Below are 13,420 nucleotides of genomic sequence, written 5' to 3'. Positions count from 1 at the left end.
GGTGTGGCGGCAACTCGTCCGGTCCGCCGCCGTTCCTGAGCCGGTCGTCCTAGCTGCTGCGTACGCTGCACGGATGACGCAAGAGTGGACCTCAGCCATGAGTTTCTCCTCGTTCGCCCCTCCTTCGGGTGGGCAGGAAGAGGCGGCAGCCGTCGACCCGCGCGAGGCAGTGGAGGCGGTAGCAATGCGCTGGCAGGCCTTCAGCAGTCGCGGAGCCCACGTGGGCTGGGCTTCGCAGGAAAGTTTGAGGCAGGCCGGGGTCACGGGCTACGGGCCACTGATCAACCGGGTGGTGGAAATCCACGGGCTGATGGGCAGCATCGGAGAGCAACTCGCCCTGGCCCGGGCCGCGGAACAGGACGCACAACGCCACCAACGGGCCGTCGCCATCCATGATCCACGGCAAGCGGCCGTCCTTGAGCACAGCCGGCGGATGGCGGTGCGCGCCCTGTGCGAGATGAGTACGCATTTCGTTCTCGGTGCCGCGCACGGGCTGGCCAACCTCGTGCTGCGGACCGTCTTGTGCCACCCCGCTGCCGCTTACGAGGTAAACCAGGCGAAACGACTGAAGAAGGCGCAGGGCTTCCCTCCGGGCACCGATCTCAAGGAGGCCTGGCTGACGTTCTCCCCTACAGGCGATGTCTGGTCCACGCTGCTGCCGGCAGCAGCCGAGGCAAGCGGCCTCGCCTCGCTGCAGGACCTTGTGGCGCGGCTGTGCCTGCTGCAAGTCGACTCGAGGTTTGCCGCGTTGGAGCAACGGCGCGGCATGGACTACCACCGTCACCGCCCGCAGTCTTTGGACCACACCTCGCCGCGCGCCGGCCTGTGGTCATACGATCCCGTTCACAAGGTGTCCACGATTCGGATGCCTGGCGCCTCGGCGGACGCCGAGCGGGATGAGGAGACCGTCCATCGCATCAGCGCCGACGCGCTGGAGTGCCTGGGTGCGGCCCTCACCGACCTCGAGCCCCTGCTGGGCGAGAGTCTGCGTAGCTGCCATCTGTCCTGGATACCAGTCGACGCCTGACACCGATCGCCTACCGGCGGCGTACAGCCGGCAGCCGTCTACGGCGCGTCGCACACCCTATGCTGGCCAAGTCTTCACCGGTCACGCCTTTTCGCTGTTGGTGCCCGAGGGCGTGCACCTGGTCAAAAGGAGAGAGGTGTCGTGTCGGAGTCGAATCCTGCGCCGCTGGCGCCACCTTCGGTTGAAGCCTCGGGCGAGCGGGCTGTCGCCGTCGGCGGCGATGTTGAAATCGCCGTGACTGGTGACAACAACATCATCCACCACTACCTGATCTTCGGTGGTGGAGGCGGCCCGGCGGGCTCGACGCGTACGGACGAGGAGGCCCCGGGCTTTCCCACCACCAAGGTCAGGGTCGTCGTCCCTGTGTTGATCGGCCTGGTCAACTGGGTCGGCCAGGCTGTCTCGGTGCACCCCGGTCGACGCCTGGTGCAGTCCTACGTCGAACAGGCTCTGCACCATGTCGGAGCTCAGGGGCTGGTGGCCTACGGAGAAGAACAGGACAGCGGCGAGAGTCTTCTTCTGTTCACCGGGGCAGCGGACGTTCGCACGGTGGGAGCCTTCCTGCTGTCCGAGCTGGATCGCATGATGGCTGCGGACTGGGCCAACGCCGCGAGCAGGACCGGCTATCTCCTGCCGCAGCTGCGGCTTGTCCTGCACGCGGGATTCGGCGAGTACGACGGCTCCCGCATCTCCAGCCCGTCCTTCGTGAAAACCGTCCGAGCCCATGCCGAGTCAACAGCTCTCCACGATGCGTATGCGGGAGACGCGGTCGGCGTGGTGGCGCTGGTGACGAACGAGGCTTATGACGCCGAGATCTACGAAAGCCACTGCGGGAGTGGCCAGCGCTGGATTCCGTTCTCCCAGAACGTAGCGGGTGCAAGCCCTCTGGGCTTCTGGTCACGCGGTGCACTGGGCGTCACGGCGCCCGCAGCGGACTGAAGACGCACACGTCCCGTGTTCGCCCGTCCTTCGGCTAGGGTGCCGCAAGGCAGAGACGAGCAGGGGGCGTTGTCGTGATGACCGGCTGGCGCAAGGGCGTGCTGTGGGCAGTGGCGACGGCAGCCGGCCTTGCCTGTGTAGGACTGGCGCTACTGCTGTGGTTGAAGGATCTCGGCACGGCGGGCACCGCGGCGGGCCTTGCCGCCGATGCCGTCACCCTGGTCATGACGGTTTTCGCCGTGCGTGCTCTGGTGCTCCAGTCCGCCCAGGCCACCAGTCAGGCCACCGCGTCAGGAGCGGGTTCCGTCGCCGCCGGCGGCAGTATCGGCAGGGTCGTGACGGGCAACAACAACCAGGTCTCCGGGACCGTCCCCGCTCCCCCGCCCGGATCACCGGCCCCGAGTGGCCGGGCAGAAGCATCCGGCACGAAGTCGGTGTCCGCGGGCGGCTCCATCGGAGAGGCAGTCACGGGCGACGGCAACAGCACGTGACGGTCACCTGGTGGCAGCGCCTCGGCATCGGGCGGCGCAGCAAGATGCCTCGCAGCGCGCAGGACGCGTCAGTTACGCCCGGCACGGTGTCGGCTCCGGGTGACGGAGCGATTGCCGTCGGCGGCTCCGCCGATACCATCGTGGGCGGACGCGGCAACACCGTTGTCGTGTTCCGGGCCGGGCCCGGTGAACAAGTCGTGGGCGCGGCATCCCTGGATGACCTTGACGCCAGCTGCCGAACCCGCATGGTGGAACGCTGGCACGCGGCTGGTGTGCCGGTCGCGGTGGCGGCCGACCTCACCGACACTCCGCAGGTGGGAGCCTTGCCCGACACGGTGGCTGCGTTGCCGGAATGCGGAGTCGTGGTCCTGGAAGGCGTTTTCGGAGCGGGCAAGTCCCTCGCCGCCGAACGCCAGCACCAACGTGATATCGCTGCCGCACGCGCTGACGAGCAGGCCCCCATTCCGGTCCGTCTTGCCGCGCAGGACGTCCAGGGCCACCTGATCGACACTGCCACCCGCGTCGCACGCATTCTCGGGGATCCCGCCGTGCGCGGGGTACGGCTGATCGTGGACGGGCTGGAGGAGCCCGGCCCGATCCGCGGTAAGGAACTGCTGGACCAGGCATGCAGTTGGACGCTCTCCTCGGCGGGTGCGCGCTGGCGCATCCTGGCTACTGCGCGTCCCGGCCTGGAGATGGACGAAAAACTGCGCAGGACAATGCCTGAGCTGCCGGCGGACGAAGCGGCCGCGCTGATGGACCGGCTCGGCGGTAACGGCACTGCGGTGCACAGTCAGCCGCGCATGGTGCGCAGCGTGCTGCACCGACCTTTGTTCGCCATCATCGCAGCCCGGATCCAGCAAGATCATGAGCGTCTGCCGAACAGTCCGGTGGCTTTCCTGGACGCGTTGGTCACCCGGGCCCTGCGCGATGTCGAAAGCGTCAAGGAAGAGCGCGCCGAGCGGCTTTTGCAGCAGCTCGCTACGGCCTGTCTCAGCACCGGAGGAGTAGCGGCGGCCGCGGACGTGGGCAGCCCCGGAGAGGTACAAGCACTGCTGGACACCCGGCTGGTGGTGCGTCGCGGAGACCGGCATCTGGCCTTCGCGCTGCCCGTGCTTGAACAGTACTTCGCCGGGCAGGCGCTGCTGGCCCACGGGGTGCTGACAGAGGTGGTGCAGAGCGTGGAGTTGCTGGACCGCTGGCGCTACGGGCTGGCGATGGCGATCGCCTCGGGCGGCTGGGAGTCGGCACGTACGGTGCTGGATCCTTTGCTGCGTGCTCATCCCGGCGTCGCGGCCTGGGCCGTCCAAGAGGCCATCCCGCAGGCCGCGCCCGAGCGGGAAGGCCCTTGGCCGGATCTGCCTGCGGACGTGGTCAGCCGGCGCCTGCAGGAAACCCTCGATGCCTGGCAGCGAGCGCTCAGCCCGGCAGGTGACCGCATCTTTTCCTCTGCGGGGTGGACCGGCCCGGTCACGGTCGATGCCGACCTCAAGGGCAACAAACTGGGGTTGCACATCCTGCGCCGCGACGGTGACCGCACCCCGGGGCTCGCGATCCCGGTTGCCCAACGGTGGACGGAACCGCCTGGGGTGCGCCCCGTGACGGCGTTGTTCGGGTCCGCCGCCGTGGACTATGCCGCCTGGCCCTGGCAGAAGATGCTGAGGCTGCTCGCCTCACGCCTGCACACCTTGTGCTCGCACAAGGACTTCGACCTGGCCGACTGCGACGCCTACACCAAGGAGCGCCTGTGGTTGGCGGGCGCGGACCTGATGAGACTTACCTCCCGTCGTTTCACCCCGCTGCGAGCGGAAGAAGTGCACCAGGCTCTACGCCAGCACCTCTACGGCGAGCCGGGTCGTGTGCCGGTGCGGTGGGGCTTCGGCAGACGGTTCACCGGCTGGCAGGCGGAGCTGCTGCGGCTCGAGGAGGCACTCGGCAGCGGCCGATGGGCTGACGCTGACGGCTTGCTTCACTCCCCGTATGCCGTTCCCGACCAAGAACACAGCCGCCAGCGGTACTGGGTCTGGGACACCTACAGCCCAGAACAGCTCAGGCTGCGCACCGAGCAAGTCCTCACCGCCGCAGTAGAGATCTACACTGCGCTCGTCGACACCTGGTTCCCTCAGCTCAAGCCGGCCCTCGGCCTGGCCAGCGCAGCCCCCGCCGCACTGATCGGCGACCTGTACACAGCCCCGCCCCATGGCAAAGACGCGTACGAACCGCCCAGCATGCGACTCTCCCTACACCCCTCGCCCAGCAGCTCGGTCACCGTCCGACTCGTCCCGTCAAGGGACGCCCTCTACACCCCTGTGCCTCCACCCGCACACGGGCCCCGCCCGACGAAGTCCCCCTGGGCACGCCCGAGTACACCGGTACTCAGCGAACCGGAAATCTTCGACGACGCCCCCGCAACCGACTACGCCTACGCCTGGCTCCACGAAGACCTCCACCGCCTCCACCTCACCGACAGTGGGCCACGAACTCTGCGCACGGGTCTCCCGTAGAGCCTGCCCACGGGCTGTACCCGGGTCCGGACCGAGGAACACGCTGCCTGCAAGCAATGAGGGCCAACCAGCCGCACGCTCAAGCTCGTTGGCTGCGTGAACTGCGCGGTGGCAAGGGTGCTACGTCGTCTACCGCCAGAACTGCAACTTCCGATGGACGAGAGCTCAGAGGTGGACGGTCGAGGCGGCGATCCCTCGAGGGCTGCCGAAGACGATGGTGGGCTGGCTGCCCTGGCCGTGGATGCCGGGCGGGAACACGGCGAGTGTAGTGATGGGGGCTGCGGTGATCAGCCGCAGTATCTCTTCGCCGGTCTGGCAGTCCCATGCCCGGATGGTGGTGTCGTCCGTGCTGGCGCTGAGCAGCAGGGGCTGGGAGTGGGCCGGGTGGTGCAGGACGGTCAGGGCGGTCACTTTCCCTCGGTGGCCTTGCAGAACAGGCAGAGCTTCCCTGCGTGGTGTGGCGGGGTTCCACAGTCTGATGACGCCGTCGGCGCCGCCGGTTGCGAGGAACGGGTCTGGTGCGGCGGGGAGGGTGATGAAGGCCAGGCTGTGCGTACCGCCGATGCGCTGGGGCAGGCGGGCGTGGGCCGGTTGGCCGGGGTGCAGCAGGCGGACGGTGCGGGTGGCCACCGCCAGTAGGGGTGATTCGCCGGCGGGTGCTGCGGCCAGGGCACGGATGGTGCCGTCGGTGTGCAGTGTGTCCCTGTATGGGGCGGACTCGTCGTCGAGGGTGTAGTAGACGAGACAGGAGTTGCTGAACCCCGCGGCCAGGACAGGGGGTTGGGACGGTGCGGTCGGCAGGAAGAGCAGGGTGCGTGCATGGCTGCGGCGGGTGGGGTCGAACGGTGTCTGCAGGACATGGTGGTCGCCTTCTTCGGTGAGGATGCGAAGGCTTCCGTCGCTGTAGCCGACGGCGAGGGGTGTGGGGCGGTGGCGGGAGGCGTTCTCCGGGGCGGCCAGGGCGGTGATGTGGTGGCCGGGTCGGTCGGGGCCGTCGTGCGGGTAGGACGTCGTGCGCCCGGTTGTGGGAGAGAGCTCTGTGAGGGTGTTCGCGTCGTAGCCGGTGATGAGGCGGGGCGGGCCGGTCTGTTGCGGGAGGAGGGCGACATGGTCGGCGTGCCGGTCGGTGCTGCGGTTGTCGTGGGTGTCGTCGCGGGCGGGATCCCAGAGCCGGATGGTTCCGTCCATGGAACCGGATACGACGAATGGTTCCCTGCCCACCCGCAGGACGGCCAGGCCCCGGATGGCCTTGGTGTGTTCGGCGGGCAGTGTGTAGAGCTGTTCTCCGTCGTCGGGGTCGACCAGGGTGATGCTTCCGTCGACACCGCTGCCGAGGACCAGCAGCCCGTTGTAGGCGAGGTCGGGGAAGTGGGCCATCGAGGCCACGGACCGGCGGATGGGGGCGTGGGGTTGTGGTCGTCTGGTGACGGGGTCGAAGATCCGCACGCCTTTGCCGGAACGGGAGGCGATGGCAAGACGAGGCTGGCCGTGTCGGTCGGTGAATGCCTGCAGCGCCGAGGTGCCCATGCCCATGCCGGGCAGTTGGCCGGCGCTCTCGAGGGTGTGTGCGTCCAGCAGCGGGATGTGTGAGCCGTCTTCTGCGATGGCCAGCAGCGTCTGGCCGTCGGGCAGCGTGATGGTCTCCAGGGCGTGGACGGTGGCGGGACGGCGTTCAAGCGTGCGAGGGCGTTCGCGCACGATGGCTCCGGTGTAGGGGTCCATCGTGAGCACGCCCTGCGGCGTCGCAACGGCCAGCACGGTGTCCCGGTCCGGTCCGGTGAAGGATGCGATGGCTCTGATGCGGCCGTCCAGCAGGCTCCAGATGCGTCCGGTCTCCGGGTCGCACCGCCACAGGCCGACATCGCTGCCCACCACAAGGAGCGGGGTTTTCCTCCGGCGTGTGCTCAGGACGGTCATGGCGCGGACATAGGGGCCGAGGTTGGTGAAGGGTGCACCGAAGGGGACTCCGGTGCGGGCATCCCACATGGTGACGGAGCCGTCGACGTGACCGGCGGCCACGATGGTCGATCGGTCCGCGCTGCGGAAGGTAACGAGCTGGCAGACGCCGCTGGGGGTGCCCGCGAGGATGTTGTTGGGCAGGCGGAGCCGGTTCCAGCGGGGTACCAGTGACGGCGGCCGGGGCAGGGTGTCGGGGCGCGGCACGGGTTGAGCGCTGTCCGCCTGTTCGGCCAGTGCCAGGCTGTCGGCCCGTGCGGCGGGCGGGGCGTCGGCCAGGAACGGCTCGATGCGGGACCATGCGGCCAGGCGCCGGGTGCCGGCCTGAGCGGTGACGGGAAGTCCCAGGGCGCCGCGGATGCGGCCGTGGGTTTCGAAGGGCAGGAACGAGGCGGGGATGTGCGCGTCGTCGAGGACGCCGCCCGCCTCGGCGTGGGCGATCAGGTGACGGCGCAGGTAGGGGTGCGGCGGCTGCTGGGGTGCGGCCGCGAGGAGACGGGAAAAGGCCTGGGTCAGATGGGCGTGTACCTGGGTGCTGCCGGTGTCGGGGGTGTCGTCGAAACCGGGCAGGGTCTGCTCGATGAGCAGGGTCTGGGGGGCGGTGCGCAGGGTTTCGCTGACGCGTTCGTGGATGGGCCGGTAGACGGTTCGGCCGTCTTCGACGGCGGTCGTCAGGTATCCGGTGAGGCGGCTGTTGCGTACCAGCCGGATCGTCGCTTCCGGGCTGTCGCAGCCGGGTTCGAGGCCGTGGACGGCGGCCGGCCACACGGTCGCCCAGGGCAGTCCGGCGCCCAGTGCGAACGCCGTGGCGCGCAGGACGGCCAGGAGGTCCTCGGGCCTGGTGCGGGTGTGCTGGGCGACGTCCGCGAGGTCCTGCCGCAGCAGTTCCTGGGTGCCCTCGCGCAGTTGGCGGCGCCATGGGGCGTCGGACGGCGCGGGCAGGAAGGCGCGGGCGTGCAGTTGCTGGGCGGCCAGCCGGGCGTCCAGGAAGGAAGGGGTGACTTCCTGTGCGACGGCGGCGGCGGCGACGGCGATGGGCTGGTTGCTGCGGTGGACCAGCCGGGATCCTGTGGCGGGTTCGGCGTGCAGCAGGGCTGCGGTGTAGGCGGCGATGTCCTCTTGCGCACTGTCGTCGTCGGTGCGCAGTGGGGCGGTTGCGTCGGTGGCCTGCCGGAGCAGGTCGAGGAGGCCCCGTTCGGCGTGTGTGTCCCTGACCGGCAGGGTGTGGCGGGAGGGGGGTGGTGAGCTGCGGATGCCGAGGATGAGGCGGACCGCGTTTTGGCCGTCGCCGCGCAGGGCGGCGAGGGGGCCCAGGACGTCGGTGATGATGCGGCGCGGGGTTCTTGCTTCGTCAATACCGTCGACGACCACGGTGAGCGGCCGGCCGGTGCGGGCCAGCGTGGTGCGGGCATGGCCGCGCAGCAGCTCGGAGGCGTCCGTGCCGGCCGGCACGGGCTGGCCGGTGAGTGCCCGGTAGAGCGCGGCGGACAGTTCCTGCGGGTCGGTGTTGCGGGCCAGCACCGCGGCGTCGATGGCGCCGATGGGCACCCGCAGTTTCTCTGGGATCGCTGCCAGGTAGGGGCGGTAGACGGGGTTGTCGCAGAAGCGCGGGTCGCTGAGGGTGACCAGGCGGGCGAGCAGCGCGCTTTTGCCGGAGCCGGCCTGCCCGGTGACGATGAGCGTGCTGTCGCTGCCGGCGAGGAAGGCGTTCATGCGGGTGACGAGTGCGGTGCGGCCGGTGAAGTACCAGCCCGCGTCGCCGGACATCTGGCCGCTGGCCCTGGTGATCCAGTAGTCGTCGACGTCGGGCCGGGTCCATCCCAGTTGGCTGCGGGCGTCTTCCAGCAGGGTGGTGTCGGTGTGGCCGGGGTTGGGCAGGCAGGGGCTCAGCTCACGGGCGGCGAGACGGCGGCTGACGCTGCGAGGCGGCCACAGGACGTGAATGTCGGCCATCTGCGCTGGATCCCACACCGCGTCCAGGATGGTGTGGAAGTCTTCCCAGCTCAGATGGGAGCGGGCGTAGCCGTTGGCCTCGTCGGCGCAGTGGGCGTGGACGGCCGCCAGGGCTGAGGCGAAGGCGCGCAGGCGGGGTGTGCTGTCTTCGTTGCCTGCGGCCAGGACGACCAGCGAGCTCAGGGCGTGCCGGTCGGGGTGCAGGGCCTTGAGGGTGCGGTCGAGTTCTTCGGCGAGACGGCCGGAGAAGCAGGAGTCGACCATGACCAGCACATGCTCGGCCGGAGAGTCGAGGGCCGCGGCGATGAGTTCGGCTGTGGGGAACGCGGTGGCCAGGGGCCGGTCGGTGTGGGTGTCGGGCAGACGGAGGAAGTGCTGCGGTCCCGCAGGGGCCAGGCCGTGGCCGGTGAGGTAGATGACGAGGGCCTCGTCGTCGGATGCGTCGATGAGGTTCTCGTCGATGAGGAACGTTCTCAGGTCATGGACGCTGTGCAGTGGTTTGGGCGGGTGGGAGGGTTCGAAGCGGCGCTGGTCGTCCAGGCGAGGGCTGTTCCACCAGTCTTCGACGACGGCGACTTGGGCGTCGATCCCGTCGCGGAAGGCCCTGCGTTTGGCCGGGGTGCCGTCGTCGTAGTCGCTGACGGCGATCACGAGGAGGCGGCGCTCGGAGGTGGCGGGGGCGTGCTCGTCGGTCATGACCAGGTGGCGGTGACGGCGCGGGCGACAGGGAGGGTGCGCAGGTACTTGACGGCGGCATGCGGGTCGAGGCGGCCGTTGTCGACCTCGATGTCCCTGACCTGGTCCGCCGCCAGGTCCAGGCCCGCGGCGCCGGTGACGGCATCGTCCGGGTCGAACACGTTGATCCACCGCAGGTGGGGTGCGATCTGCGTCAGCCGCCCGTTGGTGATGCCCATGCCCCGCTGGACGGTGGGGATGGCCAGGGGCGAACCGCAGGTGACGAAGGTGTGCACGTCCGCACCCGCCGTGCCGGGCGCGGCGATCTCACCGTGGCGGAGGAGGTCGTAGGCGATCACGCTGCCCAGGGAGTGGCCGATCAGGACCGTGGTGTGCGCGTCGGCGCTCTCCAGGACGTGCTTGCGGGCCAGGCCGGCCAGGTCCGGTTCGGTCAGGTAGGCGTTGACCTCGCGCAGGGACCGAATGACTTTGCCGGCCAGGCCGCCGGGCTTGCGCCGGTCGTAGGCGATCGCACGCCGGGTGATGCTCGGCGGCACCTTGACCAGCCCGAGGGTCGTGGGGTCGACCTGCGCGGCGTACGCGCGTTCCTGCGGGGTGAGCAAGTCGTCCAAGGCCTGGACGATGAAAGCCTCCTCGTCCGCGGTGAACGGTGTCGCGTCGTCAGGGAACGCCTCCCTCGTGCTCAGCCCGCCCCCGTCATCGGCCAGGAGGGCCGACCAGTGCGGCACCTTCAGCACCGGGGCCAGCATGCTCTCCGCCGTGGGCGTTGCACCGCCGTGGAGCAGTTTCACACCGCGATCGAGGGCATCGCGCCAGCTCTTGGTCAGCTCCCGCTGTGATGTCTTGCCCTGCCCGATCCCGTGCACCCCGAGCACGTACTGCTGCCCCACCCGCTCCCCCGCCCTCTCCTCATGGCCTGCCGTGGCAAGGGGACACTCTACGGGTGCAGCCGCATCCCAACGGGAGCACCAACCCCTCCCGCATGGGGAGTTAAAGCACGCGCGGCTCCGTAGAGTGTGTAGCCCTCCCCCGCCGACGAGCCCCGCGCGCTGGCTGCCGCCCCAGCCAGCCGACCAGCGCGCCGGCCCGGCGCAGCCACCTGTACAGCCCGGAGCCGGCGCGCCGAGGAAGATGGACGCCGTGCACGACGACCCCACATCCATCGCATCGTTGCTGCGAGCGAGATACAGGCGGCGTCTGCCCGCCAGCCTCAACGAGCTGGTCGGACCCAAGCACGGGAGGGTGGAGCTGCCGCTGCACATCGCGTGGTCCGGACTGCGCGTCCTCGATCTGGACCTGCCGCGCCAGCGCATGAGCCTGTACAGAACGGCGCTCGCCGAAGGCATGCGTGACGACCTATGCCGCTTCCTCAACCGGGACATCCTGCGTGAGCTTTGGCCAGTGCTCCACAAGCTCATCAGCAGGGCCATCAAGGACGTCTGGGAGGAAGCATTCCCCGAACTGCGACCATGATCACCTTCTGGAGCGCTCCCCCCAGCACGCCGCAATAGGCGTTCTCACCGCAACTGCGGCAGGCTCACCCAACCTGCAGGACCACAGGTCAAACGGCCCGAGCAGGGTCCAGAACCCGTCGCAATCCATCTGCGGCACCGCAGGATCAACGGCGCAACAACGGTGCGACCTCACACCGCCATCGCAGCATCCGCCGCCCCGCCCGCCGCACAGGCCCCCGCCCCCGCGCCCACGCCGGTCCCGCCCCCAGGCGCCTCCTCGCCCGGCACCGACCGGCCTGCGTCGGAGGACATCCGCGATGCCCCGACCGAGCCGTCCGCGGACAACCCGTCGACAGGGGACGACGCCACACCGACGCCCACGAACGAGGTCGCGCAGACCACACCGAACGAACCACGAAACGCCCCGTCGAAGCCGCCGGCTCCCACTCCTGGCAGCGCCGGGACGGAAGGGTCCTCCCCGACCCCGCCCGCTCGTCCGACCCGGGCGAGGCGCTGGGGAGCACCGGTGCAGTGGGCGGCACTCGCGGCCCTGGTCGCCGCCCTCATCGTCGCCAACCAGGTGCAGAACTCGAACGACCAGACCAGCACCACGCCTCCCTTGAGCCTCCCGGAGCAGAGTGCGGCGCGCACCCAGCCGAGCCCGACTCCCACCGGCCCGATGGCTCCGGCGAAAGCCCAGCCGACCCCTTCGTCGTCGTCCGCCCAGGCACCGTCGCCGTCACCGAAATCCCGGCCCGCGGGCGGCGGAGCCGGCATCGTGGTGGCAACCTCCAGCCGCCTCTATCGCATCACCGCCGACGCCCAGGTCGAGGAGTACACCGGCAACGCCGGCACCTGGACCGTCATTCGCCGCCAACGGACGGAACGGATCTTCACCAGCACCACGACGCTGTACGCCACCGACGGTGCCACCGGCGACATCGAGGAGTACGACCGCGAGAAGAACACCTGGACACGCGTCGGGGGCCCGGGCAGTTCCTTCGCGGCGACCGCCGACCACCTCTACGGCGTCGGCACCCTGGGCACCAGGACACATTCGAATACAGCGGCACGCCGGGTGTCTGGCACCAGGTGCGCGGCACGACCGACCAGATCTTCACCAGCCCTACGACGCTGTACGCCACCGACACACCCAGCGGGAAGCTCCAGGAATACGACCGGGCCAAGCACACCTGGACCGCCATCGGCGATTCCCCCAGCTCCTTCGCTGCTACTACAAACCGCGTCTACTGTGTCAGCGCGGACCTCTCCGGCGTATACGAGTACTCCAGCACACCAGGAACCTGGTCACCCATCGGCAGCCCCTGACAAAGCGGGCGTCTCGAAGCGCTTGAGCAGGCGCTTCCAAGTGTCGGCGCCAGCTCCGGGGCAGGCGGTGGTTGAGGTTGATCCCCGGGAGTGGACACCGGGTTTCATGCGACGAGTGACAGCGTACGTGATGTGGTCAGTTGCTGTTCGAACTCGGCCGGTGTGAGGTAGCCGAGCGCGGAATGCCGACGGCGCCTGTTGTAGTACGACAGCCAGCGGAACAGCTCCAGCCGAGTCTGCGCCTTGGAGGTCCAGCGCCTCCCGTGGAGCAACTCGCGCTTGAGGCCCTGGAAGAACGACTCGGCGAGGGCGTTGTCGTAGCTTGAGCCGACCCGGCCCATGCTGCGCCGGATGCCGTGCCGGCGGCACACCTTGGCAAAGGCGGCCGCGCTGTATTGGGCGCCCCTATCGGTGTGGAAAACGACGCCGCGAACCCGGCCGCCGCGGGCGGCCACGGCCATCTCGATCGCGTCGGTGACCAGCGAGGTGCGCATATGGTCGGCGATCGACCAGCCCACCACCTTCCTTGAGCAGATGTCGATCACTGTGGCGAGATAGAGCCACGTCGCGCCGACGGCTATGTAAGTGATGTCGCCGCACCACCTGGTGTTCAGCGTGTCCGCGGTGAAGTCACGCATCACCAGGTCCGGCACGGGCGGCGCGGTCCTGTCCGCGATCGTCGTCTGCTTCTTCTTCCGCAGGTGCCGGCCGACGATGTGGTTGTTCCGCATCAGCCGGGTGACGCGCTTGCGGTTGATCCTCCGCCCCTTCGCACGCAGTTCAGCATGGACGCGCGGAGCTCCATACGCCCCCTGGTGTTCGGCATGGATAGCGCGGATCTCACTCACGGTCCGCTTTTCCTCGGCCCGGCGCTCGGCGCGGGCCTGCTCGGTGGCCAGGTGCCGGTAGTAGCCGGCGCGGGACGCCCCGAGCACCCGGCAGATCCGCTGCACGCCGAATACGGCGCGGTTCTCGGTGAACCGTTCCGGGTTCGGTAGAGATCTCAGACGTTGGGTGTGACCTGGAGTTTTATGGTTGCGAGGTAGTGGTTGTTCTCGTATTCGACCGGTG

At 69.3% G+C, this 13,420-nt stretch carries 9 protein-coding genes; 5 read left to right on the top strand and 4 right to left on the bottom strand.

The window, feature by feature from the left end; genetic code table 11:
• Positions 1-73: 73 nt before the first annotated feature.
• The 4 genes from ACFV9M_RS37245 to ACFV9M_RS37230 all read left to right on the top strand — a co-directional run bounded on the left by ACFV9M_RS37245 (position 74) and on the right by ACFV9M_RS37230 (position 4,961).
• The gene (locus ACFV9M_RS37245; protein ID WP_385074799.1) at positions 74-1,027 is read left to right on the top strand and encodes a hypothetical protein; all 954 of its coding nucleotides are present in this window, start codon (positions 74-76) and stop codon (positions 1,025-1,027) included.
• Positions 1,028-1,168: 141 nt separating this feature from the next.
• Complete coding sequence (locus ACFV9M_RS37240; RefSeq protein WP_385074802.1) at positions 1,169-1,966, top strand: hypothetical protein; 798 nt, start codon at positions 1,169-1,171, stop codon at positions 1,964-1,966.
• A 77-nt stretch (positions 1,967-2,043) separates the two neighbouring features.
• Entirely contained in the window at positions 2,044-2,457 is a 414-nt protein-coding gene (locus ACFV9M_RS37235) for a hypothetical protein (RefSeq protein ID WP_385074805.1), read from the top strand.
• Entirely contained in the window at positions 2,454-4,961 is a 2,508-nt protein-coding gene (locus tag ACFV9M_RS37230) for a hypothetical protein (RefSeq protein WP_385074807.1), read from the top strand. The genes ACFV9M_RS37235 and ACFV9M_RS37230 overlap by 4 nt, the downstream gene beginning before the upstream one ends.
• Positions 4,962-5,126: 165 nt before the next feature.
• On the opposite strand, the gene ACFV9M_RS37225 is transcribed toward ACFV9M_RS37230, so the two are convergent.
• Both ACFV9M_RS37225 and ACFV9M_RS37220 read right to left on the bottom strand, forming a co-directional pair.
• Positions 5,127-9,566 carry an AAA family ATPase gene (locus tag ACFV9M_RS37225; RefSeq protein WP_385074809.1) on the bottom strand — a complete coding sequence of 1,480 codons (4,440 nt, stop codon included), beginning with the start codon at positions 9,564-9,566 and terminating at the stop codon, positions 5,127-5,129.
• A complete protein-coding gene (locus ACFV9M_RS37220; RefSeq protein WP_385074811.1) occupies positions 9,563-10,456 on the bottom strand; it encodes an endopeptidase in 894 nt (297 codons plus the stop codon). Before ACFV9M_RS37220 ends, ACFV9M_RS37225 begins: the two co-directional genes overlap by 4 nt.
• A 241-nt stretch (positions 10,457-10,697) precedes the next feature.
• On the opposite strand from ACFV9M_RS37220, the gene ACFV9M_RS37215 reads away from it, so the two are divergent.
• Positions 10,698-11,039 carry a hypothetical protein gene (locus tag ACFV9M_RS37215; protein WP_385074814.1) on the top strand — a complete coding sequence of 114 codons (342 nt, stop codon included), beginning with the start codon at positions 10,698-10,700 and terminating at the stop codon, positions 11,037-11,039.
• Positions 11,040-11,209: 170 nt separating this feature from the next.
• Here the strand turns inward: ACFV9M_RS37215 and ACFV9M_RS37210 are convergent, their stop codons facing one another.
• Both ACFV9M_RS37210 and ACFV9M_RS37205 read right to left on the bottom strand, forming a co-directional pair.
• The gene (locus ACFV9M_RS37210) at positions 11,210-11,797 is read right to left on the bottom strand and encodes a hypothetical protein (RefSeq protein WP_385074819.1); all 588 of its coding nucleotides are present in this window, start codon (positions 11,795-11,797) and stop codon (positions 11,210-11,212) included.
• A 656-nt stretch (positions 11,798-12,453) separates the two neighbouring features.
• Positions 12,454-13,420: IS3 family transposase (locus ACFV9M_RS37205; protein WP_385102662.1), on the bottom strand; the 967-nt coding region annotated here is incomplete at its 5' end.

This window comes from Streptomyces sp. NPDC059895, assembly GCF_042731035.1.
GTDB lineage: Bacteria > Actinomycetota > Actinomycetes > Streptomycetales > Streptomycetaceae > Streptomyces.
Note: the sequence above shows the minus strand (reverse complement) of the source record. Positions and strands in the feature narration are given on the sequence as shown.

Coding starts and splice junctions, on each gene's coding strand:
- ACFV9M_RS37245 (WP_385074799.1), top strand. CDS start 74: ATGACGCAAGAGTGGACCTCAGCCATGAGTTTCTCCTCGTTCGCCCCT.
- ACFV9M_RS37235 (WP_385074805.1), top strand. CDS start 2,044: ATGACCGGCTGGCGCAAGGGCGTGCTGTGGGCAGTGGCGACGGCAGCC.
- ACFV9M_RS37225 (WP_385074809.1), bottom strand. CDS start 9,566: ATGACCGACGAGCACGCCCCCGCCACCTCCGAGCGCCGCCTCCTCGTG.
- ACFV9M_RS37215 (WP_385074814.1), top strand. CDS start 10,698: ATGGACGCCGTGCACGACGACCCCACATCCATCGCATCGTTGCTGCGA.
- ACFV9M_RS37210 (WP_385074819.1), bottom strand. CDS start 11,797: ATGCCGGCTCCGCCGCCCGCGGGCCGGGATTTCGGTGACGGCGACGGT.